This is a genomic window from Spiroplasma endosymbiont of Glossina fuscipes fuscipes (genome assembly GCF_049669535.1).
Lineage (GTDB): Bacteria > Bacillota_I > Bacilli_A > Mycoplasmatales > Mycoplasmataceae > Spiroplasma.
In genome coordinates, this window is sequence record NZ_CP187162.1 from 795,346 (window position 1) to 820,428 (window position 25,083).

39 protein-coding genes and 2 pseudogenes are annotated in these 25,083 nt (G+C 24.8%); 9 read left to right on the forward strand and 32 right to left on the reverse strand.

Annotated features, from left to right (window positions below; translation table 4 throughout):
- Positions 1-216 precede the first annotated feature (216 nt).
- The 6 genes from ACOBWH_RS04600 to ACOBWH_RS04625 all read left to right on the forward strand — a co-directional run bounded on the left by ACOBWH_RS04600 (position 217) and on the right by ACOBWH_RS04625 (position 5,319).
- Positions 217-678, forward strand: a complete 462-nt coding sequence (locus tag ACOBWH_RS04600; protein WP_424525653.1) for a hypothetical protein — start codon at positions 217-219, stop codon at positions 676-678.
- A 17-nt stretch (positions 679-695) separates the two neighbouring features.
- Entirely contained in the window at positions 696-2,060 is a 1,365-nt protein-coding gene (locus tag ACOBWH_RS04605) for a hypothetical protein (RefSeq protein WP_424525655.1), read from the forward strand.
- 6 nt (positions 2,061-2,066) lie between these two features.
- Positions 2,067-3,005, forward strand: coding sequence for a hypothetical protein (locus tag ACOBWH_RS04610; RefSeq protein ID WP_424525657.1), 939 nt, complete (start codon positions 2,067-2,069; stop codon positions 3,003-3,005).
- Positions 2,995-4,278: a hypothetical protein gene (locus ACOBWH_RS04615; protein ID WP_424525659.1), complete on the forward strand. Its 1,284-nt coding sequence runs from the start codon at positions 2,995-2,997 to the stop codon at positions 4,276-4,278. The genes ACOBWH_RS04610 and ACOBWH_RS04615 overlap by 11 nt, the downstream gene beginning before the upstream one ends.
- A 15-nt stretch (positions 4,279-4,293) precedes the next feature.
- Complete coding sequence (locus ACOBWH_RS04620; RefSeq protein ID WP_424525661.1) at positions 4,294-4,911, forward strand: hypothetical protein; 618 nt, start codon at positions 4,294-4,296, stop codon at positions 4,909-4,911.
- Between the two features lie 75 nt (positions 4,912-4,986).
- Positions 4,987-5,319, forward strand: coding sequence for a hypothetical protein (locus tag ACOBWH_RS04625; RefSeq protein ID WP_424525663.1), 333 nt, complete (start codon positions 4,987-4,989; stop codon positions 5,317-5,319).
- Positions 5,320-5,355: 36 nt separating this feature from the next.
- Here the strand turns inward: ACOBWH_RS04625 and ACOBWH_RS04630 are convergent, their stop codons facing one another.
- The 31 genes and pseudogenes from ACOBWH_RS04630 to ACOBWH_RS04780 all read right to left on the reverse strand — a co-directional run bounded on the left by ACOBWH_RS04630 (position 5,356) and on the right by ACOBWH_RS04780 (position 21,279).
- Positions 5,356-5,511 (reverse strand): hypothetical protein, encoded by a 156-nt coding sequence (locus ACOBWH_RS04630; protein WP_424525665.1) that lies wholly within the window; start codon positions 5,509-5,511, stop codon positions 5,356-5,358.
- Between the two features lie 4 nt (positions 5,512-5,515).
- Positions 5,516-5,704: a hypothetical protein gene (locus tag ACOBWH_RS04635; protein ID WP_424525667.1), complete on the reverse strand. Its 189-nt coding sequence runs from the start codon at positions 5,702-5,704 to the stop codon at positions 5,516-5,518.
- Positions 5,697-6,194 carry a Panacea domain-containing protein gene (locus ACOBWH_RS04640; RefSeq protein ID WP_424525669.1) on the reverse strand — a complete coding sequence of 166 codons (498 nt, stop codon included), beginning with the start codon at positions 6,192-6,194 and terminating at the stop codon, positions 5,697-5,699. The genes ACOBWH_RS04635 and ACOBWH_RS04640 overlap by 8 nt, the downstream gene beginning before the upstream one ends.
- The gene (locus ACOBWH_RS04645; RefSeq protein ID WP_424525671.1) at positions 6,187-6,378 is read right to left on the reverse strand and encodes a hypothetical protein; all 192 of its coding nucleotides are present in this window, start codon (positions 6,376-6,378) and stop codon (positions 6,187-6,189) included. The genes ACOBWH_RS04640 and ACOBWH_RS04645 overlap by 8 nt, the downstream gene beginning before the upstream one ends.
- Before the next feature lie 2 nt (positions 6,379-6,380).
- A complete protein-coding gene (locus ACOBWH_RS04650; RefSeq protein ID WP_424525673.1) occupies positions 6,381-6,857 on the reverse strand; it encodes a hypothetical protein in 477 nt (158 codons plus the stop codon).
- Positions 6,842-7,756: a recombinase RecT gene (locus ACOBWH_RS04655; protein WP_424525675.1), complete on the reverse strand. Its 915-nt coding sequence runs from the start codon at positions 7,754-7,756 to the stop codon at positions 6,842-6,844. Before ACOBWH_RS04655 ends, ACOBWH_RS04650 begins: the two co-directional genes overlap by 16 nt.
- Positions 7,757-7,759: 3 nt before the next feature.
- Entirely contained in the window at positions 7,760-7,936 is a 177-nt protein-coding gene (locus ACOBWH_RS04660) for a hypothetical protein (protein WP_424525677.1), read from the reverse strand.
- A gap of 2 nt (positions 7,937-7,938) precedes the next feature.
- Entirely contained in the window at positions 7,939-8,727 is a 789-nt protein-coding gene (locus tag ACOBWH_RS04665; protein WP_424525679.1) for a hypothetical protein, read from the reverse strand.
- The gene (locus tag ACOBWH_RS04670) at positions 8,727-8,882 is read right to left on the reverse strand and encodes a hypothetical protein (RefSeq protein WP_424525579.1); all 156 of its coding nucleotides are present in this window, start codon (positions 8,880-8,882) and stop codon (positions 8,727-8,729) included. Before ACOBWH_RS04670 ends, ACOBWH_RS04665 begins: the two co-directional genes overlap by 1 nt.
- A 28-nt stretch (positions 8,883-8,910) precedes the next feature.
- Positions 8,911-9,102 carry a hypothetical protein gene (locus ACOBWH_RS04675; protein WP_424525577.1) on the reverse strand — a complete coding sequence of 64 codons (192 nt, stop codon included), beginning with the start codon at positions 9,100-9,102 and terminating at the stop codon, positions 8,911-8,913.
- A 2-nt stretch (positions 9,103-9,104) separates the two neighbouring features.
- Positions 9,105-9,386 (reverse strand): hypothetical protein, encoded by a 282-nt coding sequence (locus ACOBWH_RS04680; RefSeq protein ID WP_424525681.1) that lies wholly within the window; start codon positions 9,384-9,386, stop codon positions 9,105-9,107.
- 1 nt (position 9,387) lies between these two features.
- On the reverse strand, positions 9,388-9,630 hold the full coding sequence (locus ACOBWH_RS04685) for a hypothetical protein (protein WP_424525683.1): 243 nt from the start codon (positions 9,628-9,630) through the stop codon (positions 9,388-9,390).
- A gap of 1 nt (position 9,631) precedes the next feature.
- Complete coding sequence (locus ACOBWH_RS04690; protein ID WP_424525684.1) at positions 9,632-9,799, reverse strand: hypothetical protein; 168 nt, start codon at positions 9,797-9,799, stop codon at positions 9,632-9,634.
- Positions 9,778-10,002: a hypothetical protein gene (locus tag ACOBWH_RS04695; RefSeq protein WP_424525686.1), complete on the reverse strand. Its 225-nt coding sequence runs from the start codon at positions 10,000-10,002 to the stop codon at positions 9,778-9,780. The genes ACOBWH_RS04690 and ACOBWH_RS04695 overlap by 22 nt, the downstream gene beginning before the upstream one ends.
- A gap of 12 nt (positions 10,003-10,014) precedes the next feature.
- Positions 10,015-10,173, reverse strand: coding sequence for a hypothetical protein (locus ACOBWH_RS04700; RefSeq protein ID WP_424525688.1), 159 nt, complete (start codon positions 10,171-10,173; stop codon positions 10,015-10,017).
- A gap of 392 nt (positions 10,174-10,565) precedes the next feature.
- Positions 10,566-10,802, reverse strand: coding sequence for a hypothetical protein (locus ACOBWH_RS04705; protein ID WP_424525690.1), 237 nt, complete (start codon positions 10,800-10,802; stop codon positions 10,566-10,568).
- 80 nt (positions 10,803-10,882) lie between these two features.
- Complete coding sequence (locus tag ACOBWH_RS04710) at positions 10,883-11,050, reverse strand: hypothetical protein (protein WP_424525692.1); 168 nt, start codon at positions 11,048-11,050, stop codon at positions 10,883-10,885.
- 44 nt (positions 11,051-11,094) lie between these two features.
- A complete protein-coding gene (locus tag ACOBWH_RS04715; protein WP_424525694.1) occupies positions 11,095-11,517 on the reverse strand; it encodes a hypothetical protein in 423 nt (140 codons plus the stop codon).
- Between the two features lie 3 nt (positions 11,518-11,520).
- Positions 11,521-11,751: a hypothetical protein gene (locus tag ACOBWH_RS04720; RefSeq protein WP_424525696.1), complete on the reverse strand. Its 231-nt coding sequence runs from the start codon at positions 11,749-11,751 to the stop codon at positions 11,521-11,523.
- Between the two features lie 8 nt (positions 11,752-11,759).
- Positions 11,760-12,386, reverse strand: a complete 627-nt coding sequence (locus ACOBWH_RS04725) for a hypothetical protein (RefSeq protein WP_424525698.1) — start codon at positions 12,384-12,386, stop codon at positions 11,760-11,762.
- 39 nt (positions 12,387-12,425) lie between these two features.
- Positions 12,426-12,932 carry a hypothetical protein gene (locus ACOBWH_RS04730; RefSeq protein WP_424525700.1) on the reverse strand — a complete coding sequence of 169 codons (507 nt, stop codon included), beginning with the start codon at positions 12,930-12,932 and terminating at the stop codon, positions 12,426-12,428.
- A 1-nt stretch (position 12,933) separates the two neighbouring features.
- Positions 12,934-13,404, reverse strand: a complete 471-nt coding sequence (locus ACOBWH_RS04735) for a hypothetical protein (protein ID WP_424525702.1) — start codon at positions 13,402-13,404, stop codon at positions 12,934-12,936.
- A 92-nt stretch (positions 13,405-13,496) separates the two neighbouring features.
- On the reverse strand, positions 13,497-13,733 hold the full coding sequence (locus tag ACOBWH_RS04740; RefSeq protein WP_424525704.1) for a hypothetical protein: 237 nt from the start codon (positions 13,731-13,733) through the stop codon (positions 13,497-13,499).
- Between the two features lie 199 nt (positions 13,734-13,932).
- Complete coding sequence (locus ACOBWH_RS04745; RefSeq protein WP_424525706.1) at positions 13,933-14,847, reverse strand: hypothetical protein; 915 nt, start codon at positions 14,845-14,847, stop codon at positions 13,933-13,935.
- A 30-nt stretch (positions 14,848-14,877) separates the two neighbouring features.
- A complete protein-coding gene (locus ACOBWH_RS04750) occupies positions 14,878-16,923 on the reverse strand; it encodes a hypothetical protein (protein WP_424525708.1) in 2,046 nt (681 codons plus the stop codon).
- Between the two features lie 116 nt (positions 16,924-17,039).
- A complete protein-coding gene (groL, locus tag ACOBWH_RS04755) occupies positions 17,040-18,653 on the reverse strand; it encodes a chaperonin GroEL (protein ID WP_424525710.1) in 1,614 nt (537 codons plus the stop codon).
- A gap of 22 nt (positions 18,654-18,675) precedes the next feature.
- Positions 18,676-18,951, reverse strand: coding sequence for a hypothetical protein (locus tag ACOBWH_RS04760; RefSeq protein ID WP_424525712.1), 276 nt, complete (start codon positions 18,949-18,951; stop codon positions 18,676-18,678).
- Between the two features lie 296 nt (positions 18,952-19,247).
- Positions 19,248-20,329 (reverse strand): annotated as a pseudogene (locus ACOBWH_RS04765) (IS3 family transposase).
- 294 nt (positions 20,330-20,623) lie between these two features.
- The gene (locus ACOBWH_RS04770; protein ID WP_424525714.1) at positions 20,624-20,875 is read right to left on the reverse strand and encodes a hypothetical protein; all 252 of its coding nucleotides are present in this window, start codon (positions 20,873-20,875) and stop codon (positions 20,624-20,626) included.
- Positions 20,875-21,023, reverse strand: a pseudogene (locus ACOBWH_RS04775) (hypothetical protein). The gene ACOBWH_RS04770 and the pseudogene ACOBWH_RS04775 overlap by 1 nt, the downstream one beginning before the upstream one ends.
- A 106-nt stretch (positions 21,024-21,129) precedes the next feature.
- Positions 21,130-21,279, reverse strand: a complete 150-nt coding sequence (locus ACOBWH_RS04780; RefSeq protein ID WP_424527466.1) for a hypothetical protein — start codon at positions 21,277-21,279, stop codon at positions 21,130-21,132.
- A 421-nt stretch (positions 21,280-21,700) separates the two neighbouring features.
- On the opposite strand from ACOBWH_RS04780, the gene ACOBWH_RS04785 reads away from it, so the two are divergent.
- The 3 genes from ACOBWH_RS04785 (at position 21,701) to ACOBWH_RS04795 (ending at position 22,792) form a co-directional block, all read left to right on the forward strand.
- A complete protein-coding gene (locus tag ACOBWH_RS04785) occupies positions 21,701-22,195 on the forward strand; it encodes a Panacea domain-containing protein (RefSeq protein ID WP_424525716.1) in 495 nt (164 codons plus the stop codon).
- Positions 22,196-22,214: 19 nt separating this feature from the next.
- Positions 22,215-22,388: a hypothetical protein gene (locus ACOBWH_RS04790; RefSeq protein WP_424525718.1), complete on the forward strand. Its 174-nt coding sequence runs from the start codon at positions 22,215-22,217 to the stop codon at positions 22,386-22,388.
- Positions 22,389-22,657: 269 nt separating this feature from the next.
- Positions 22,658-22,792, forward strand: coding sequence for a lipoprotein (locus tag ACOBWH_RS04795; RefSeq protein WP_424525720.1), 135 nt, complete (start codon positions 22,658-22,660; stop codon positions 22,790-22,792).
- A gap of 393 nt (positions 22,793-23,185) precedes the next feature.
- On the opposite strand, the gene ACOBWH_RS04800 is transcribed toward ACOBWH_RS04795, so the two are convergent.
- Positions 23,186-24,925: a hypothetical protein gene (locus tag ACOBWH_RS04800; protein ID WP_424525722.1), complete on the reverse strand. Its 1,740-nt coding sequence runs from the start codon at positions 24,923-24,925 to the stop codon at positions 23,186-23,188.
- Positions 24,926-25,083: the final 158 nt, after the last annotated feature.

The window sequence follows — 25,083 nt, forward strand, 5'->3', positions numbered from 1 at the left end:
TACCTTTATTAATTGTTTTAAGAGCTATATTAGCAATGAAATATATTAAGTTATAATATTTATATTAATAGTTGTATTACTAAAATAATAGTGTAAAATAAAGTTAACGGTTTATCCTTTTAACAAAAAAGTAATTTACGGTTTATGCTTTCCGCCTTAAAAAGACTTATGCTGACTTGTTATTCGGACAAGAATAAAAAAAGAGAGGTTTATAAAATGGCACTTACAAAAGAACAATTAATAGAACAAGGTTTAAGTGAAGAAATAGCAGATAATATTTTAAATGAATTTCATAATGAAACAAAACAAATTATTGAGGGAATACAAAAACGAAAAGATACTATTTCAAAAGAAGAGTATTTAAAAGTTGCTAATGAATTAGATGAGTTAAAAGCATTTAAAGGTGTTCCATCTACTAAAATTGAAGATATTAAAACTAATTTAGATAAAGTTAGTGGTAATTCTTTAACTGAAAAAATGCAAACTTTAAAAGAATTAAAACCTGATTTGTTTGTTGAAGAACAACAATCAATTTCACCAACTAATTTTATTAAAGATATGATTGAAAAATCAACTGAAAATAAAAATGATGAAATTGAAACTATTAAAGAAAAAGGAGCATATACTCCTGATGAAATTAAAAAAATAACTGATTATACACTTAAAAACCTTAGATAATAAGGGAGTGAAATATTATGGCAACAATTAATTTGCCACAAGTACCTTTTACATTGGAAGGTAATACAACAGATCAAAAAGCATATGTTGATATGGTTAATGCTTTATTGCGTGGACCTTTATATAATGAATATGCAAGTATTATGCAATATGCAACTGCAACAGCAGAACAAGTTGCTTGATTACCAAATGCTGGTCAAGCATTATATAATTTAACTCATCGTGTGGTATGACAAAATGATTATTCATTACCAAATGGTGGAACAACTCAAACAATGGGATTAACAAGAATTCCAGTTCCTATTGATAAAAGATTTAATTTAAAATTAATGAATGAGGCTTTTGATTTAGCATTAATAGAACAAAATATTAAAAATGGTGTTATTGCTAATGCTATTTCTAGTGTTGTACAGAATAAATTTGTTAATTTAGAATGTGAATTAATTCAAGCTATTTATGATTATTGCTTAGCAGATGGTCAATATGAAGTAATTCCATTTCGTAGTTATACAGCAGAAAATGCAGATGATGCAAATAAAGCATTCTTTACATTAAATGAAACTTTGATTGAATTAACAAATCAAATTAGTAATTTATATTTTGGATTGCCAACAGATAAAATGTTTATGGTTTTAGGTCGTAGAGCCTATTTAGGATTAACACCTGCTTATTTAAAAGTAATTGGTTCACAAGCCCAATTAAAAGCAATGGTTAATGGTGAATTATACGAGAATACAGCAATGGGTATTCCTGTATCTAAAAGTTTTCATTTAGAAAAAACATATACACAAGGACAAGTTAACCGTGATAAAGGTTATAATTTTACTAATGTAAATGGTTTAATTATTAATAAACAAGTATGAGCATATCCAATTAATATGGATACTATTCAACAAGTTTTGGATAATGATACTGCTAACCCTAAATGAATTGGTAAAGTACAATATGCTACACCAACTATTTTATATCCAAAAACATGTAAGATTATTTTAGAAAAAGCACCAACTAAGGAAGAAGTTAAACAAGCATATGATAATTTAAATAAAACTTATCGTGTACCTATTGATTATGTAATTCCAGAACCAAATAAAATTGATATTAGTAAAATTAATAAATTAGATACACCTACTATTCATGTTGCAGATCCAACACAAACAACACCAGAACAGTTAAAACCACAATTTAAAGATGTTGTTTTAAAAGCAGTAAAAGCAGTAAATAGTTCTTTAATTGAAAGTGATTTTGATTACTTTATTGAAAGTAAAGGTGAAGATTGACCAATTAATATTACAAATGATAAAACTGTTGCCGTTCAAATTGAAGCTAAAAATAACGCCACTGGTCAAACAAATCCGATTGATGTTAAAATTAAAAATTCTTAATAAACAATGAATTTACTAATATTACGCGTTTTAACTTTATTAGTATCTAATTTAGAAAATAAACCTTTAATAAGTAAATTTGTAAATTTAATTAATAAAGTTAATCAAATTCAAAATAAAGTATTAAAGCCAATTAATTATATTACTGATAAATATAATAAAATTACAAATAAAGTTGAAGATATTTATCAGTGATTAAATCCATTTACTTATTTAGATTTAATTAAAAAAGGTCATAAAAAAGAAATACAACAAATATTAAGTCAATTAGAAAAAGATAATAATATTAAAAATAGAGAACAATTTAAAAATGAAAATTATCTAAATACTAATTGACAACCTTTAAATAGTAGTTGACTTGATAGTGGAATGTTTAATATTACAAATAAGTTAACTTTAACAGGTAATTTAACTATTTTAATATATACAAAAACAGCAAAACATCCAAAATTTTATGGACCTTATGTTTATCCTAGTGTTCCAGTTGAAATTTGAAAATTATTAAGTAATGCTGTTTCTAATGCTGGAACTTTATTTTGGCGTTATTGATTAAGAAAATGATTACCTAGTCATTTAAGAAATTATATTAAAAAACGATTACCACAAGCATTAAAAGAAAAATACCCCAAAGGAACTACTAAATTAACATTACCAACAGTTCAAAAATTACAACAAATTAAAAACTTTATTAATAATTTAAAAATTGGACATTTTAATTTTAATTTTGCTGGTGAAATTAATAATAAAAAATGGTATCGTGAACGCCGAAGTGATGTTAAAAACATTAAGAATTTATATAAAACACCAGTTAATAATAAATTTTATCAGGTTAATAAATCTATTAAAACAATTAAGAAAACAAGAACAAGAGTTAATAGTTATAAGCCAAGTAATTTAAAAAATAAATATCGTAATCAATTAAGGGGTGTTTTATATGGAAAATAATTTAAGTAATTTGTTATTTATAACAGTTGAAGATGTGAAAGAAAGTAAACTTTGACAACCTATTAATGATAGAAAACAATCTGCTTATAATGATAATTTAATTTATAATGCTATTTTAAAAACTAGTTTATGAATGGATAGATTATCAGGTGGAACAATTTCCGATAAAATAAATAAAAAAGATTTATTTCCCTGAGTAAAAAAAGATAATACTGGTTTAATTGAATATGATAAATGATTAAGTTATATTCAATCTGCTTGTTTATTAGCAGTTATTAATTGATATTTACCAAAAGGAGTTAATGATTTAACTGGTGGTGCTTCATTTTCACAAGGTGGCGTTGCTTATTCACAAACTAATGACCCTGAGGCAAATGAAAATATTACTCGTGATGTTAAAAATGCTTTAAAATTAGCAGGTGAAATTATTGATATTATATCTAGTAAAACAGTATCTAGACCTTATAATTATAGTTTAGATAATTATGCTCATTCATGAGAGGAAGAATATAAACATATTAGTAAAAAAACTTTTTATCCAACATTATTATTTTGATTAAAAGAACGATTACAAACAGATAATTCAATAAATATTACTTATCCAACTATTAATGATTTTAGTAAGATTGATTATAACGAATATATTAAATTAATAGTTCCATTTGATAATGATACAATTTATAATGAAAATGGAGTTTGAAAAGCAAAAAAAGGTGGCGATGTTCCATCAGATGTTATTAAAAATAGTGATTTAGATAAAAATTATATTGATAAGCAAAATGGTAAATATATTGTAAAAACATCACAAGATATTAATACTAAACAAGATAAAATCCAAAATGGCGTTGGTATTAGTATTAGTAATGATAATCATATTAATTTTAATTTAGGTCGTACTTTAACAATGGGAGAAAATAATACAATTGAAGTAAAAGATTATACTCCAACGCAACATCATTATTGAGAAATTGTAGATACTAGTGATTTTATATCAGAAAGCACAAGTTATATTTTTAATAAATATGATAGCAATTATGAATATAAAATATCAGTATATGGATTAGGAAACGATAACATATCAGGAATGTTAAGTTTTTATCCAATTAATGATAATATTAATTATTATAATAATTGTATTGCTATTTGAAATCAAGATAATTTATATACTATTTCATTTAAAGTATCTGATAAAAAAATAAGAGTTTATAAAAAAAATATAATATATGAAAAAATAAAAAATATTGTAATTATGCGTAAGAAAAAAATAAGTTAGAAAGGAGTTTAATTAATGAAACAAGATAAAACAACTTGATTAAAGGGTGCATTACCGTGAAATTGATTTAAAAAAGACCCTATTCCGACTTATAATTGAACTCATAAAGATATTAGAGAATGAGAAAGAAAATATAAAATTCGTAGTTGAGTAGTTAGTTTTTATACATTAATATTTTTAGTATTAAATTGTTGATTAGAATATGGAATGATTAATGCAATTAAAGATAATATTAATTGGTATAATTATGGTCAATATTGAGGTAATGGCATTGCTATTTTATTAACACCTTTATTTACACACGGAATTCAGGGTATATTTGTTGCTAGTAGTAAACCCAAAGTAGATATGAAAATTGATATACCACGATTAAAAATATCCAAAATGGGATTAGTATTTACAATATTACCTTTAATTACTTTAATAATTTCTTTAATTATTATTTGAATTGATAAATCAAAATGAAAAAAAGACCATTTAAGACATTGTTTAGATTGTCGAATTAATCCGCGTGTTATTCAACCACGAATAGCAAAAGCATGAAATAAATTAGATGGTATAACAGAAGATATATTTAAAAATATACAGAATGAAAACATTAAAAAACAAAAACAAGAATTAAATATAAATTAAGATAAACTATATAGGGGCGGTTGATATTTTGGGTGGTTATATAGTTTAATTTATAAATTATTTTGTTCTGAAAGGATGGATGGCCACTGTTTGAGTAAGGATAAGAAAGGAATTAAAAAAATGAATGAAACATTAATGATTACTTTACTTGTGTTAGCAGGTGCTGGTGGAATGGGTAGTCTTGGTATTCTTGGATTATCTGCTAAAAAAATTAAAAAATATAAAGCAGAAATTAGAGAATTAAGAACTGCTGTTATTGCACACGAAAAACATTTACGAGGACCTGAATATGCAACAGAATTAGCATTAAAAACAGGTCAAATTAAAAATGTTAAAAAACAAGTTAAAGTAAACGACAAAAAACAAGCACAAAAAGATGCTATTAGACAACTAACAAATAGTATTTAAAAAAATAACCAATTAAGGTTATTTTTTATTTGTTTTCTAAAAGTTATCTTCTATCATACGCATTATTATTCTGATTCCAAATTGATTTGGATTTCTCTTTATTTGTTCTTCACAAAATTCAAAAGCATAATTTTTCTTTCTAATTCTTCTGTTTTCATCTTTACAATTTTGACACTTACAATTTCCACACATTTATTTAACCTCCTTTTTTATTTTCTAATATAACTAAATTCTTTTCCCCATATGTTTTTTTATAATATTCTCAGTATTCAGTTGAATTAATATTTATATCTTCAATATCTGATCCAGTAATATAATTACCTAATGGTGTTTTACAAGGCCTATTACCTTGTAAGGTTTTATAACATAATATATAGTTATTCATTATCATTGTTGCCTTTTGTAAATTCTTGAATATCTTTAAATAATAATTTATTTTTTGATATATCGTGTGGCCCTAAATTTTTTCTTGCTTTTATTCATGGTAATGAATAACGAGTTTTTTCTACTAATTCTATTGATGACATATTTATGTATTTTTTTATATTTTCATTAATAAAATTTTTCACTTTTTCATCTGTTAAGTATTGTATTTTTTCTATTTCTAAATATTTATCAGTATAACTTTCTATTTCAATAAAATTATATCCATTATATCTTATATGGTTAAAAATTTTTCTTATAACTGGACCATAAATCCATGCTTCAAATTCATCATCAAATAATTTTTCATCATATTGTTTTAAATAATCTAAATATAAAAAATATAAAATTTTTTGTAATTTAACAGGTTCTTTAATATTATATTTTTCAACTAAATACTTTGTGATAGAAAAAATAATATCGTTGTTAATTTTATATTTTACTTTATTCATTATCATTTCCTCCTTTATTATTTATAATATAATAATTAATAAAATGCTGTATTTTTTGATTATTAGTATATAATTCAGGTAATTCATTTCATACTTTTTCTTGGTTTTCATTTAAGTAAACATTAACATTACGAATTAATTTAGAATAATATTTTCCTGTTTTTTGATTATATGATTGTTTCATAATTAACCCTCATAATTAGCAATAATAATTGCATCGCGGAGATGATTACTTATTTTTTCATTATTATAGAATCAACCTTTACCATATTCATAAGTTAAATTAACATCTTTTTCAAATTCTCATAAACAATTATCATTATATTTACTTAAATTTTCCATATTTTTAACAACTGATTTAGTATGTTTTGGTGATACTCAATTAATACTATTTCAAAATTGTTTTTCAACAACACCTAATAATCTTAATAAATCATCGCGGTCTTTTGAACCATTAGCATTTGTATATAAGCAATTTTCAATATTTATAATTTCATTTTGATATAGATATTCTCAAATAATTTCAATAATATAAATAGCATGACATTTTCAATCTTTATTATCAAACAATTCTTTTCTAATAAGTTTATTATCTTCAAAAATAGCAATAGCGGTAGTACCAGTTCCTGATGGGTCAATACCAATTTTTATCAAGTTGCTCATTCTTCATCATTGTTATTAACTGCTGGTACTACATTTGATATATCTTCTTCTTTAACTACATTATCGTTTGTGTCCGCTATTTCTGTATAAGATGTGGTATTTATATTATTTGATACAGGTTCAACGCTCATCTGCCCCTGATTTTTGGCGACAGTAATATCATTATCAATATAAATCTTTTCATCATTAGTCGTAATAACGGCTTGATCTGATTTATATGCTTGTTGTAATTCAACAGACATAATACCTCATTTTCTTAATAAACTAGTTAATACTGTTTTTAATGCCATTTCATCAAAACTAGCAATATAAAATGATTTATTTTTAGCATAAGTTTTAGAGTATTTCATAAAATGATTTTCCATTTGTTCTTTTGTCATATATAAAGTTTTTTCAAAACCATTAACCATTTTAAAATATGCTACATAACCTATAATTGATAATTTTTCTCTTTCATCTTCATCTTGTATTCAATTAAAAGTAGTACCTTTTAAACGATCATAATTTACTAATTCACCATTTCTGACATCAGATACTGACATATCTAAATATTGACCACTTCTTTGTGCTAATTGAATATAACCTTTATAACCCATTTGAAATTGTGCTTGATTAACTCATTCTTGGATTTCACGACCATTAATAATTCTTGTTATTTTAGTATTATATGGAACGACATAAGCATAACCAAATTGCTTTTCCATAGGTAAATTTAATAAAACACCTTGATAACAAGCAGTCATAATTGTTGCAGGACTTGCTTTTTGTAATAAATCATTGCTGTTAGAAATAGCTACTAAATTACTTTTAAATCTAGCAATTTCACTTTCATTAGAAAATTTACTTTTAATTCATTGAGTTGTTTTTTCTTCTTTTAAAAAATCAATCATATTTGCCATATTTTAATCCTCCTTAATTATTTCTTTTAATTGGGTAATAATATTTATAAAACTTTTATATCAACCACCAAAATCCATATCTTTTGTTGTTTCTGCATCTTCGTAATAATCAATCTCATTTTTTAAAGTATCTATATCATCAATAATATTTTTTATTTCTCTTTTAGTATCTTCTAACATATTTATTTTTCTCCTTTATTTATTTTAAAATTAATACCTTTAACTCCAATAGTATTTACATCGGCATTACTATCTCATTGGTCTTTAATTTCATTTTTAACAATTTTTTCATCAATAATTAAATAATTTTTAATTAAATTAATAAGTTCTAATTTATCTGCATTTTGTAAAAAATCATCATTAATACCAATTAATTCAATATCTTTTACTAATAATTTTTCTTTAATTATATTAATACCAACTTTTTTTAATTGTTTTGGATCAAGTGATTTATCAATTTCTTCAATTTTTTCCATTACACGAACTTGTTCATCTTGAATTTGGTCTATGTCTACACCCATATCAACAGTTAAATTATTTGCTTTTTCAATTAATTCTTGCTTTTTTAATTCTTGTTCTTTTAAAAACTCTTGTTGTTTTTGTTTGCGAGCTTGTGTCAAATTATTATTAATTTCAACTCTGTATCTTTCAATATAATTTCTATAATTAGTAATTATTTTGCCAATTCTATTATGTTCATCTAATAATTTTTGAATAGGTTCTAATCATTCTTTAAAAACAAAATTATTTTTAGTAATAGCACTTGGAATATCTTTTAAATGAACATCTTGATAACCATTTAATGCATAATGATTAATATGTCTAAAAATATACTCAGTTAATTCTTGTTTATTTTCTTCTTTAATTTTTTGAATATTATACGCTAAAAGACTTGCATTTTTAAAATCATCTCCTTTTAAAGGAAATTGAAATGTAATATTATTTACTATATTTTTAACTACATCACTCATTATTTATCATCTCCAATCAATTTTTTTAAATCATTAATTACAACTTTTAACATTTTTCGATGAGTTGGACAAAAAATATAATTTTCATTATAACTTAGATATAATCCATCTTTTGAATGTTTCTTAATTCAATCTTTACTAGCATATTTACTCATTTTTTAATCATCCTTTCTAAAATAAGTATTAATCTTCATTTACAATATAATTATTTTTGGGTTTATCAAAATATAAATGAGTAAGATTATCAATTTCTTCAGGTGTTAATTTTTTCTTTTCAACTTCAATTTCATAACGATCCATAATTGCTAAACCATAATCTTTATAACAATCTGGATAATTATCAAACATTTCATTTAATAAATCTTTTAAATTCATAATTATTTATCTCCTTTACAAATTTCACTTAGTCTTTTTCTTCTTTCACAATCTTTACAAATTTCATTTTCTTCTCAATATTTACGATTATTATCATAATCTTTAATTAACTGTTTAAATTCATCAATATTATATTTATCAAGATGTAATTCTTTAAAATTTAATGACCAATCTCCTTCAACAAAATAATGACCAACTTTAACATCATATTTAAAATCATCTTCATCTTCGTTAGCTTTATATTTATTTAAAAATTCATTAATACTAATATTATTTTTTTCCATATTATTCATCTCCTTTACCAAATAATTCATTGTATTTTTTAGGGTCCATAATTTTTAATTTTTCTATATTAGAATATAATTCTGAAGTATTTTCCTTTACTATAAGTTCTAATTTTTTAATCAATTCTTCACTATTTTTAAGAATATTTGCTTTTATAAATTCTCTTAATATATCTAATAAAGTATCTACTTGATATTCTTCTAATGTCATTTCATAATCTCTAATTTTAATTTTTTCTTTCATATTATTCAACTCCTTCTCATTGAATGCTTTCTAAATCAATAATTGTTGTTAATCATTCTTGTTTATTTTCAACATTAGCAGTAATTTTCGCTTCTTCTAATGTATAAAAGCAGTTTGTTATTAAATCACCATATTTACTTTTCATTACTAATAAATATCTTTTATTCATAATTTATTCCTCCTAACAATTTTCAATCTTAATAAATTATTTAACTCGCTTGTATTTTTAAAATTAAAATATAATTCTGATAATGTTAATATGTCAATAGAATTATCTTTTCAATAACACTTATATTTTTTATCTTTACATTTATTTCAATTAACACTAATAAAAGTTAATCAAGCGTTTTTATAATTAATTTCTCAATTCATATATTTTTCCTCTTAATTCTTTCTGCCTAATGCTCAATGTTCATCAGTCATTTCTTCAAATGAAACTGGATAACTTTTAAGCATTAATTGATTTAATTTATTTTCTTGATTACATTTTGAGCAATAACCTCAATATCTTTGTTTAAGACAAATTTTATTTAACTTTTTCATATAAACCTCCTATAATCTTGGTAAATGTTGGTAAATCAACTACAATGTTCTACAATTTGTAGTTGTTTGTATAGTTGGTACGCCAGACATATATGTCTTCCTTCTTCCGTGCCCATTTGTGCTTTCGCTCTGGGATTTGACGCTCAGTTTTTGAAATTAAATTTACTTGCACCCATATGAAGGACCGAATGCTAAACGCAAATTTAATTGTTTAAGTCACTATCTCTTTTTTTATTGTCGTTTGATATTAGCCTTGGACTTATCACGACTATCGCTTAGTTATAAAAACCAGCGCCGATTTACATTTTTCCTCATACACTATTTCAGTACTTGCCTCGGCAGGCTGTGGAATAAAAACACTTAGTTATTAAAAATAACCGTCCCACACTGCATTAAGTTGTTTTATAAAATTTAAGTTTTAAAAACCCAGTTTCTCAATCAAAGATAATTTTTGAATTTTCTAATTTTTGATAAAATTGTTTTTGTGTTTTATCTTTTACTTTATTCAATAAATCTTTATGTTTTTCACAAGTTCATAAAACTTTATTTGATAAAAATTCTTCGGTAATGAATGATATTACTTTATAGCAATCATTAACATCACATATTTTTTGTTGTTTAATTATCATTACCTCCTTTTAGGAGTTGTTTTATTTCAAATAAAAAAACAACCCTAACAAGAGTTGTTTTTTTGGAGCTTCATCGTACATTATACATCAGGTAAAAAATCAGTATCATAAATTGTTGGATAAATATTTTGTGTATCGCCTCCAACAGCTTCAATATAAAGTTTTAATTGATTAACTAAAATCGTATCATCAAAACGCAAATGATTTGCTTTAAAATACTGTGGTAACACAATTGCCGTATCAACCATTTCATTTAAACCCCGATCAAATCATTTTGATTTTTGTAATATTTTTAATTGTCCTGAATTATAAGGTTGCGTTCAGTCAATAAACTTATATTTTTTCCATCAGTTGTTCACGCAATTCCTTGGTTACGATTAACAACTTGAAAATTGCTAATCATTCCAAGCATATCTTGATAAGTTGTTAAAAAATCATTATTAATAAATTTATTATTATAATCATACTGACCAAAAAAGTCATATGCACTTAAATTACGAACCTTATAACTACCGTTTAACAAAAAGTTTTTAGTAGCATTACTATGATCATTTTTATCATTCAAAAGTTGCACAATATTATCATTTTTAGCATCAGTTAAAAAATAACGATAATTTTCGACTCCTGTACAACCAGTGCTATTCTGACATTCAAGTTCTTTTAACCCCAAAGTATTATTTGGATCATAAATTGGAAAACCTATTGTTCCCCGCATCCCCTAATATTTATCGGTTGTTGCTGTTGGGGTTAAAAAAATTCGATCTGCTCGAGCAACATTTTTACCAGGATTATCAATTCCTAAATTTTTTGTTTGCCAATGTTCACCTAAGTTTGCCCCGTTAATAAACTGATTTAAAAGGTCAGTATCTGTAGTATTATTTTTTAACGCATAAACTTCAATGTTTTTATACACTAAATAAGTTAACCGTGACTCTAAAATAAAATGCATATAACGTTTTACCAAATTAATTGCTTGTGTTTTAACAGTTGATCAATACTATTATTAAAAATAAAACGCTTGTATAATTGTCCTAATAATGATTTTTGAAATGAATACGCATTAAAATTAAACCGATATAACTGTGAAAATTCTCCCGTTAAAACATTATTATCAGTCAGGTTAATTGCATTATAATCTAATAAAATATTTTCAAATGGTACTCAACTACCACTTTTTGCAATTTTCAAATGGTTTTTATCAATTTTAAATTGGTATTTTTCCCCTTTTAAACCCGTACCTAAATCAAATGGTTTTAAAACATCATCTGGACCCCCAATTGTTAAGGTTCCATAGTTTTTTTCAAAAAAACCATTTCCAATCCCAGCATAATCAACGTCAAAAGCAAACCAAGGTGTAATGGTTTGTTGATTGTTTGCTTCATAATTAGTTGAAATATAATTATAGTTATAATCAATATTTAATGTTCCATATCCCATTGTTTTATTTGCTTTTTGCAACCGATCAAAAGAAGTTAAACAAACAGTTGAAAATAGTGCTGTTAAAACAATTAAAATAACAAAAATAAAAACTTGTGTTTTATTTTTAAAAGTATTTAAAATTCCTTGTTTCAACAATAATCACATTTTTCTGTCCTCTTTCGTTAAAAGTGTTATTAATTCTTTTTATTTAGTAGTTAAATATTGATAAGTTTTAGAAAAACGAAAAATAATTGTAAAAAAAATTTTATTTTGATAAATTAAGACATGTTTATTTGCAATAATTTTTTTATTTTTATTTTGATCAAAATAACTGTCAAATAAATAAACACGATCATTTTTTTGATAAATCGTAAAATATATCGAGCAACTACTTAAATAAATAATTCATAATATTGCTAAAATTAAAGTACTTATGCCAAAATAAGCAATGTTTAATAATGTTGCTTCGTTAGAAATATCACCATTTCCAAAAATAATTGGTTCAAAAATTACTAAGAACGATAAAATTACTAAGATTAATAATATTACTGTTGTTCCAACATTAACCCCAAAAAAAATCCACGAAATAATTCGGTTTTTCCGAAGAAAACTTTGACAATAACCGTAAATCAAATATATTGTACCAATAAGTCAAATTGCTAATGCTAAATAAATAAAGATTTCAAGAATAACTAAATAAAATGGAACCATCTTAACCTCCTAAATATGTTGTTACAACTTTATTAATGATATTTTCAAATGTTTTAACAACCATTACTTCATCAATATTATTTCGTGTTAAAAAGCGATATAAGAATGAATTTGATAATTTAATATCACTTTCTGCTGTTAACGCATTGTAATTAAAATTGAACTTACTATGACTAGTTGGTTTACTTAATTTAACATTGCTATTAACATATGACATCATTGTTACATAATTTGGTAATAAGTTTAATTTTTTTAAGTACATAATTTTATTGTTCATATTAACTCCGTAGGCAATGGCATCTAATCGTGTTGAGGGATTAAAATCAGCAACAACATTATTGTTTGGATCAGAATTTGCAATTGAAGGATAAGCAAACATTGTATCACCAGCAATATAAATTAAACCAGTATGTTCATCATAATCAGCTGATCAATATGCTGTTTCGGTCCATCCATTTAAAAGATAACGCATATAATGTGGAGCATTTTCTTTTAATAAAGCTAATTGAATATAAGAACTTACCCCGGGTTCAGAACGAATTAAATTAAACGTATTATCAGCATCTAATGAATACTGACCCGTAATATATCCTTTATCATTTCACGGTTAGGATCATATTTCTGAATTAATGTTAAATATTTACCAATTGTTGAATCGGGTAATTCATCAATATAAAGATATGGAGTAACAGTTTGTGTTCATTTCGGTTTAACTGTTTTAATATGATTTAACAATTGTTTTAAAAATCATTCGTTATTTCTAATCCCGTCTTCAACATACATATTCATACTAATTGGCATATAGTCTTGTTTATCTTCATCTCAAACATTATTAGTTTTATAAGTTTTATTTCAAGCGGCTTGTCATCGTATAATCCTTTTTGCTGCTTATACCGTCATGGTAAAAATGTTTGAACTTTGTTTCCATCCAATCAATTATTATGCCATTCGGTATTTTTTCGTTCATTTAATGAAATTGAACTTTGAAAATAATTCATCCCTAAAACATTATGTAAATAAGTGTTCTCTTGTTTTCAATAACGATCTCAATTATAATCAATATATTCAATATTATCATATTTGTTTTTAATAATATTTGGAACTTGATAATTATTATAGTAAGCAGCACTTCAACCAAAAAATGAATAAATATTAAAATCGGATTTTTTTGTTCTGCTGGCAATAATAAGTCAGCAACTTTAACTTGAATTTCATTTTCACTTAAAAGTACATTAGTTTGTTTTGTTCCCAGAACATCACCAGTTAATTGAACATTAACAGTATAATTTCCTGGATTAGCCACAACTTTATCTTTAAAGCTCATAATTTTGATTCATAAAATATAAACTTTATTTTTATAAGCATTTTTTTCAATTGAATTTGTAGTAATTGCATCAGGAACTAATAATTTTTCATTAATTCCATATGGATTTGGAATTCGTTGAGTTGTTAACGAATATGATGCATAAATAAAACGATTAAAACCAATCTGAATTGTCAGATTGGTTTTTTCTAACTCAGCAGCATTAGTAACAGTTGCGGTTAAATTAGTAATATCATAGTTGTTTGTTTTCAGAACTAATTGTGTATTAATAAAATCTTGTTTTCATAATTGCAAATTAACATTAGGATTAATACAATTATTATAATTTTCTAAATTACCATAAAACTTAGCATTTTTTAAATCATTGCTTAATTCATTTGGCTGATATAAAGCATAATTATCATGTTGACTACCAAAAAAAGTGTGAACATAAGGAGTTTTATCTTTACTTTGACTTTGCGTTGTTGGTTGACAACCCTCTAATCAAACACTTCGCATAAAACTATCCTTTTTCACAAATAAAACAATTGTCACTACAGCAGTAAAAATCGTTAAAAATAAAATTAATGACATTGCAATTTTTTTAAACATTTATAAATTCCTTTCATATTTTTTACTTAATTAATATAAGAAATAAATTTGTTTTCACGCTCCACTTTGAGTTGACCTAATTCCGTTCGTAATTTCACCAGAACGAACATAATTATCAATTTTTGTAATAATTCACATTGGTTGTTCTAAATTACCAACATTAGTTCATTCAATATGGTACTTATGACTAACTGGTTTTAAATTATCTGACAATCCCAATCCGCTATATGCAATGTTTTCCTGCTTATTATCAATACTATAAAACTGTTTTGGATTGTAATGATCATCATAAAATTGATCATTAACATTAATTTGATTAGTATGACTTTCAGTATACAATTTTGTTACTGAACTATCACCAACACCATTATATTCAAAATCATATGATAAACGTTCTTCTGCTCCTACCACTTTTTGTGTATATTGTGGATTACTTACTTTTCAATATTTATCATCAACAACATATTGTAATACATTTTCATGTAAAGTTTTCATAACATTATTAACACCAGCAAAGAAAGGACTATTACTATTAAAAAATAAGTAATTATAATCTTGATAAGCAATAGCGGTTGGATCAGAAATAGCAACTAGTAAATGTTGTAATAATGAATTTTTTTCAAACTTGTTTGTACTATTATTTCAACTCATTGTTTTTAAAACATTATTTAAATTAGTTGTTGTTAACTCTTCAAAAGAATTTGCTAAGTTTTGATAACCACTTAGAGTTGTCAAAATATCATTATCATTTGTTAAAGTCTTAATTAAATCTGTTAAATCAAAGAAGATATTTGATAAAGTAAATTTAAAATTAACTTTATCACCTTGTAAAGCTAATAAAATATCTAGTAATTGTTGTAAACTTGTTTTTTGTGCTTGCTCTGAAGCTCACCAAATTGCAGTTTTTATTTTACTAGCCAGACTATCAATAATATTATTTGTTATTTTAAGATTTAATGCTTTTTGGGTTGCTGGGGATAATTTTTTCCAAATATTTAGTAGTAATTCACCAACATGACCAATATTTTGATAGTTTCCAGCAAGATTATTATCATTATAAGTTTTAAAATCAGGAATTTTTTTATTCATAATGGCATTTGTTAAATTAAAATTATGATATCCTTTGCTTGTTTCATCTTTTAACTTTGTTAATAGTTCTTTTGTTTCCGGACTTTGTTCCACTAATTTTTTTAATTCATCATTAACTTCACCAATTGATAAAAATCCTCAAAAACCACTATCAATTCCCACCAAAGAATTAATTTGTGCTAAAAATTCACTAATAATTACTCGCAATAAAACATAAATTGGATTTGTTTCTACTTGAGCATCTTTACCAATAAAGTTAAAAATATTATTTAAAAACATTGCCCCAATTTGAGCACCTAATGGATTTTCATCAACTTGATTTAACATTGATAAAAATTGCGCCGTTTTACCATAAATTGCCGTTAAAGTTGAAGTTTTTTCAATTGTATATTCATTATCACCGAATTCATATTGTGGTTTTAAACCAGTACTTTGTTCAGTATCAATAAATAAATTTTTTTCTTTAACACCAACATGTTGGTTATTATAGAAAGGATTAGTTGATAAGCCCATTCCTCCTGCAGGATAACTAACATAGAAAGCACGCGTTGCTGGAATTCAGAACTTAATACCAACATTGTTCATTAAAGCTGACAAAGCACCCATATCATAGTTATAACCTAATAATTCACTACGATTAGCATCAATTTGTTGTTTTGCAGGTTCAAAAAAACCATTCGCAAGAAAATCACGATAATAAGTATTATCATACATTCCAATATAATATTGTGGTAACAATTGTTCACGGGTTGACTTAGGATCAGCATTTTTTGTGTGAGCAATCATTTTATTGTAATTGTTGTTAAAATCTTGAACTAATTTTGATAAATTAATTTTTTGATTATTGTAAGTATAAATACTTGGAATTGATTTTCAATATGCTGCTGGAGCATATAAACTTCGCACAAGTTCACTTGGATTAAAATTTAAATTCTCATGACGTGCTAATAAAGTAATTTTTGTTAACAGTCCTGTTGTATTAATCATATTACGAAGTTTTTCAGGAATATCATTATTATTATTATTATTATCACCCTTATTACTTTTCTATTTTAATAAAAAAAACAAAAAAACAAGTTTTACTTGTTTTTTTGTTTTTTTTATTAAATTCCTAAATCAGGATAACTTGGCATTTTTGAGTGCTTTTCTTCTGGATTATTTACCACAACAGCTTCTGTTGTTAACAATAAGGCACTAACACTACCAGCATGTTGTAATGCATATCTTGTCACTTTAACGGGATCAACAATTCCGGCTGTGATCATGTCTTCTCAAACATTTGTTGCAGCATTATAACCAACATTATTAGCTTGGTCTTTTAATTTATTAATAATTATTGAACCATCAACCCCGGCATTAGCAGCGATTTGACGAACTGGTTCTTCAATTGCTCGTAATACAATATTTAATCCTAACTTTTCTTCTTCATTTAATTTTAAATTAGCTAATTTTGAACCAACTTGCACTAAAGCAGTTCCCCCACCAGCAACAATTCCTTCTTCAACTGCTGCTTTTGTTGAATTTAACGCATCTTCAATACGTAGTTTTTTCTCTTTCATTTCGGTTTCGGTTGGTGCACCAACTCTAATAATTCCAACTCCACCAGCTAATTTTGCTAAACGTTTTTGTAATTTTTCTTGTTCAAATGATGAAGTTGCACTTTTAATTTGACCACGAATAAACTCTTTTCGCGCTTCTAAATCACTTTTTTTGCAACCTCCTTCAATAATTGTTGTTGTATCTTTTGAAATAATTACTTTTTTTGCTGTTCCTAGATCATCTAAAGTTAATGTTTTAAAATCCATTCCTAACTCACCATTAATAAATTTTGCATTAGTTAAAATAGCAATGTCTTCTAATAAGTTTTTACGATTATCACCAAATTCTGGTGCTTTAACAACACAAATATTAAATGCCCCACGCATTTTATTTAGTAATAATGTTGGTAAAACATCACCATCAATATCATCAGCAATAATTAATAACGCACGTCCTTCTTCAACAATTTTTTCTAAAATTGGTAGAATCTCTTTCATATTACTAATTTTTTTATCAGTAAGTAAAATATAAGGATTTTCAAATTCTGTTAACATTTTTTCACTATCAGTTACCATATATTGTGATAGATAACCTTTATCAAATTGTAATCCTTCGGTAATACTTAATTCAGTATCAATTGTCTTTGATTCTTCAATGGTAATAACACCATCATTACCAACCTTTCCCATAATTTCAGCAATTAAATTACCAATTTCTTGGTCTTTTGAACTAACACTAGCAACTTGAGCAATTTCTGCTTTAGTTTTAATTTGTTTTGCTGATTGTTGTAATAATTCCACAATTGCTTTAACTGTTTTTTCAATCCCATTTCGAATTGCTACTGCATTAGCTCCCGCAGTAATATTTTTTAATCCTTCCTTAACGATTGCTTGTGTTAAAACAATGGCTGTTGTTGTCCCATCACCAGCCACATCATTTGTTTTATTAGCTACTTCAGCAACTAATTTTGCTCCCATGTTTTCAAAATGATTACTTAATTCAATTTCTTTGGAAATGGTAACACCATCATTTGTAATTAATGGTGAACCATATTCTTTTTCTAATAAAACATATTTTCCTTTTGGGCCTAATGTTACTTTAACAGCGTCAGTTAATTTATTAATTCCGTTAATTAGCATCATTCTTGCATCTTCTGAAAATTTAATTTCTTTTGCCATAATTTGATTCCCCCTTTAAAATTTATTCTTCAATAATACCTAAAACATCTTCTACAGAAATTAAAACTAATTTTTTATTATTATATTCAACTTCGGTTCCAGCATATTCACGATAAAAAACTTTATTATTGATTTTTCCTTCAAATGTTTGTTCCTTTTCAACTTCGGTACTAATTGCAATTATTTTTCCGATATGACTTTTGCTTTTTTCATCTTCTTGTAAATAAATTCCATTAATGAAAGTTTCTTCTTTTTCTTCTTTTGCTAAGACAATATTTTTGCCCAATGGTTTTATCATCAAAAATCCCTCCTTATTTATAATTTTTAGCAAATGGCATATGTAACTGCCAATAATATATTTAACAAATTTTATTAATAAATGCAAGCATTTTTGTCTCATAAACAGAAAAAAATAAATCATAATTTTTAAGAAAGAAAAAAGAATTAAGTAATTTAAAAATTACTTAATTCTTTTTTAAAATATAGTTCTTAAAGTGGATGGGTTAAGATAAATTGGACAACAATAATGTAGAGTAAAAGATTATAATTAAGTTACAATGGAGGTTGGAATGGCAACACTTTTTAGAACACTTTTTATGTAGACTTCTGATTTCTAAATTCAACTGGAGTTAAGTAATTCAAACTACCATGAATTCGAATATTGTTGTATCAATTAATGAAATTAAATAGTTCCAACTTTAATTGTTCTAAATTTTTAAATTTTCGACCATTAATAAATTCAGTTTTAAAAGCTTTATAGGTTGTTTCAGCTACTGCGTTATCGTAAGGGCAACCTTTTGCACTTAAAATTTCTTCAATAATTTTATTTTTAAATTCATTACCACGATCTGTATGAAACAACCTAATTTAATTTAGTGGTCGTGTTATTTTATAAAATGCCTGCTGAACTAGTTCAGCAGTTTTATTTGTTCCAGCGCTATAGCCAATTACTTCACGGTTAAATAAATCAATTAGTAAGCAAATATAATGTCATTTTGAACCAACTTGAACATAGGTTAAATCGCTCACAATAACTTCATTTTGTCTTTTATTACTAAACTCACGATTTAGAATATTACTAATTTGATCATTATTTACAGGAGATTTATGATTGCGATATTTTAATTTAGTATATTTTGATACTAAATTATTTATTGCCATAATTCTTCTAATTTTTTGTCGAGATAAAATAATGTTCTTTCTTGCTAAAATAATTTTAATTTTTCTAGCACCATAAACTTTATAGCTTTCTTTAAATGCACTGATAACTTCATTTTCATAAATATTAATTTCAGTTTTAGTGTTCTTATTAATTTGATAATAATACTTTGATTTTGCTATCTTTAATATTTGACACATTTTCCTCACTGAATATTTGTCTTTATTGTTAGTAATTAATATTACTTTTTGCCGATTATCAGTGCTGCTTGCTTTAAAATATCATTTTCCATTCGTAATTGTTTGTTTTCTTTTCGCAACTGAATAAGTTCATTTTCTTCAACAGAGCGATTGTCTTTAGCTTTAAAAGAACCAGAATTCTCAATTTTTTTTACTTATTGATAAAGAACTGCCTTTGAAATTTTATATTCGTTAACAATTTCAATATTACTTTTACCATTTTTATATAACATTACGATTTGTTTCTTGAATTCATCGGTGTACTGGTTTTTTGCCATTTTTATATTCCTGCTTTCCTAATAATTTTAGCTTATTTTTTTACAGTCTACATAAATATGGTCCAAGTTATTGTAACCTATCCAAATATAGATTTATCCACTATAGAAAATATAGTTAAATTTATATGTATAATAGGAATTTTTATTATTCCAATATTAACAATAATAAAGTTTATTAAAAAATAAATTTGTAAACAGTGTATAGTGTAAAAATAAACAATAAAATTATTTAATAAAATCACATAACAAAGTTAGTGTGCCACAGCTAAAATATATAATCAGTTATACTAAATATTAAAATCCTTTAACCATAACACGGAAAAAGTTTAATATCTTAACAATAACAAAAATACCAAATGAAATTAAAATAATTCACGCATCACCTAAAAAGGTCATTAATTGTGGTAATACAGCATAAATTGCTTCTTTAACTTTCATCATTGCTTGTCCTAAACCACTTCAAATCGAACCCATTCCATCTGAAATAGTAGGCTTATCACCAACTGCTAAAAAATTAATTGCTGTTTTTAAATACATACCTAACATTATTTCTTATCCTCCTTGTTTTCAATTTCTTTTTTATCTTTTTTTTACCTCGAATTTGGCGAATTTTTTGATAAATTGATAAACCAATTCAAGCAAAAATACCTAATATAATAACAACACTAAATATTGTCGTTAATCAAAATGGCATAATTTAATCCTCCTAAAAATCTAATTTTGCGACACGCTTCGCGTGTTCGCTACGCTCAAAATAAACAATATTGAATAAATTACCGCTAATAAATTACGCGGATAATTTATTCATCTTCTTTTTCATTATTAATTACAATGTTATTAACAGTATTAATAACATTATCTTTCCCATACTTAGTTACTAAGGACCGCAAAATAAAATAATGTTTCTTTTCAATAAAAAATCAACCCCTTTCTGAGTTGATTTGTTGCACTTCACTTACACGATGCCATCGTATGATTGGATTTTTGCGAAAACAAAATATATGAATTAAGGAATTAAAACATTTAAACTCTATAAAAGATTGCATACAAGGTGCTGATATAATAGCAAACTTTTCAAATAAATATTTAAATTCATATAATGAAATATATAAATTTTTAGATTTATTAAAAAATCATGAAATTAAAATTTTAAATTGTAAATTTCCAAAAATAGTTTATAATAATTGTATAAGCAATTATAAATGTAATTGCTGTCGGCCAGAGTCTAGTCGGTAAATACTTCTAGAAACAAAGTTGCTGGTGTGTTCTTAGAGAGCAGGCAAGCTGCCCGACAAAAAAAGAGATTTAATTATCTCTTTTTTATTTTTTATTATATAATTTAGTAAAGAAATAAAAGAGGGAGCGAAAAATATGAAAAGTTTAAATAAAAAAATAAATAATGAAATTATTTTTTCTATATCAAAATATTTAGTTGAAAAATACGATATTAAACAATCAACTAAGTTGCAAAAGATTTTATATTTTTTATATTTAGATTATTTAAAACAATATGGTAAAAAATTATTTGAAGATGAATTTGAAGCATGAGTTTATGGGCCAGTTATAAGAAAAATTTTTAACCATATGAAAAATAACGGTTGTATTTTTTCACTAATTGAAGAATATGATAAATATGAATTAACTGAAATAAAAGAATTGGATGATGAAGATATTAAAAATTTTATTGATGAAGATATTAAAAAATATTTATCATTATCACCAATAGAGTTAGTAGAAAAAAGTCATAATACATTACCGTGAAAAGAAACCCGTGGAGAATTAGAATATGATGAGCCATCTGATAAAGTTATTTCATTTGAGTTAATAAAAAAATTTGTAAAAAGTGAAGAATTTAATAAACTATAACAATTTTATTTATGGTTGTATGGATTTTAAAAAATATGGTATTAGATATACATACAAAACAGATAAAAATTTAATTAAAAAAATTATTAAAACATATTTTGATAACTTTATAACAATTTCTAAAAACAATCGTTTTCATAGTGAACTTTCTAAGGGAAATCATAATCATTTTGTATCTGACTTACAAATTTAAAGAATTTAATTATAATGATGAATGAATATCTCAAAATATAATTAGCGCAAATATATTTCAATGTGGTTTATCTGGGAATAAACCTAGATTATTTTTTAGTACAATTAACGATAACAATTTAGGTATTTTTATTATTACTCCCTTATTTTTAGATCTAAATCATGCTATTTATAAGAGTAAAAATAAAAACTATGACAATAAATACGATATTTGTTTAATATGCAACGAAAAAAGATGTGAATAAAATAGATAAAAGAGGGATAATACATATGAAAAAATTATTAAGCATTTTAGGAGCAATCGGATTAACAGCAACAAGCTCTACAAGTTTAGTTGCTTGTAATAAAACACAACAAGAATATACAAAGGAAGAATTAGAACATTTAAAAAAGAAAACAAAATAAATACAAAAGACCAAACTATTAAAGATAATTTAGAATGAATAGCACCACAAGAAAAACCATTTAATACTGTGGATAATAAATATTATTATGTAGTATGGCGTGGTGATAAAAATGATAATTGAAAACTTAGTAAATTTAAAAATAATACAAATAATGAAAAAAAATAGATAATTATGATAAATATAGTCTTATTTTTAAACCTCCTTATTTTCGTTATTATACATTTTTAATTAAAAAAGGCATTATTAATACAGATCATACTTGATATGCTGATGATGGTTCATATTTTAAATCAGTTTATCGTTGAAATTTAGATACTAAGGAACCTGAATTAATTATTGATGACAAAGGTAATGTAAAAGTTAAAGGAGAATAAAAAATAGGTATAAAAACCTATTTTTCTTTTAATTTAATGTATGCTAGTGGATTAATTTCAACTTTAAAATTTCCCTCCATAGTTTCAGCGATAATATCGTAATTACCACCTCTAACAAATAATTCATATAAAACTCGCATTTTTAATTTAACACTATCATTATAAAATACAATTTGGGTTTTAAAATGATAACCAGATTTATTTCTATTTCAAGGATAATCTTTTTCTCTTAAATATTCAAAAACAGTAAATCCAGAATTATTAATATCTTTAATTTTAATTTCAGTATTTACTCCTAATGGTTCATTAATGTATTCTTTTATTTTTCCCCCAGATCCACTTGGATATCCTCATATTCTTACTCTTGCCGAGTTTGTACTAATTGTAAAACTATCATAATTATCTATAACTGTTTGTCAATCAGTTGCTCCAAATGTTCCAAAATCAAATAATATTATATTTTGTGAATATTGTTTTTCATCGGGAGTAGATGATCAACCATCTCATGTACTTTTAACATTTAATTCAATATTTGCTTTACTTAAATTAATTTGTACTGGATAAAAATTAATACTTGGTGGTGGGTCTGGTAATTTAACAGGTCAATCGTGTACGATATCATCATCTATGTACTGATCTAAATAACTAAGTGAATAAAGAGTTAATCAATCTCGTACTGAATTATTATATAAACTTGTAGTTTGTAAACTAACAAAATAACTCATAATTGAATATGGGTCATATATATCAATATCATCAGAAAACATATAAATACGACAGGCAGTTTTACCTAAATTATAAAAACCAACTGCATCAATTATATATCTACCACTGCCAACAATATCAGTTAATATATTTTCACTTTCCATTGTTGGTAAAGATACTGTTTCTTCATTAATTAAATAAATACTATCTTCATTATTAAATGATTGAGGTATCATAACACTACTAATTCTATAATTTTTACCATCTTCTGTTTTTGATTTTTTGCCTCATCTTGATACTGTTATTTTATCAGTTAAAGTAAATGCTCAACTTGTGTTACTTGCACTAGCACCAATAATATCATTTACCTCATCTTGGGTATTATATCTAAATGCATCTAAGGGGATATTACCTTGATTTTTTGCTTGGGGACGCGTACTATCTTCAACAATAGGTCAATAACTTTCATCATAAAATGTATAATTTGCTTTACCAATAAATAAGGGAATTCCTGTTTTAATATTTGGATATAAATTATTAGTATTATTATCAATAGTTTTTCAATAAATCGGAATACCTAAACTTATTGCATTTAAAAATTTACCAACAATAGGTATATCACGCTGAGTTCATGCAATACTTTCAGTAATATCTATTGGCAAACTAATAATATGATTAACCATAATACTAAATAAATTTAACATATCTTTTAATTGCCCACGATTTTTACTTGGGTTAATTGTATTATATCCAATATCAACATTATATTTAAAATAACCATTTGCTCGTACATCAAAATCTTTAATAACTTTATTACCTTTATAATTTAAAGCAACATCTTTAACTGTTAAATTATTGGGGTTAGTTGCTTGAGTTAATTTTCTATCAGTATTTAAGTATCCTTCATAATTCTTTTTAACCTCTTGGTTAGATTGACCTTGTTTTCTTTTTAATCAATTATCATATTGACCATTAATAGCAGGAATTCCATTTGTTAATAAATAAGTAGTTAATGGTTTAGATGATTTTGTTAAACTATCTGCTACTGGCATTTTTAAATTATCAATAAATAATCTACGCTGTGGATATACTTTTTCATTTCATTTCCCTAAATTTTCAATCGGGCGACCAAAAATAACTGGTGCAGTAAAACCATTATTACCTAATAAAGTTAATTGAATACTTTTAATACCATTATCACCAGTAAATT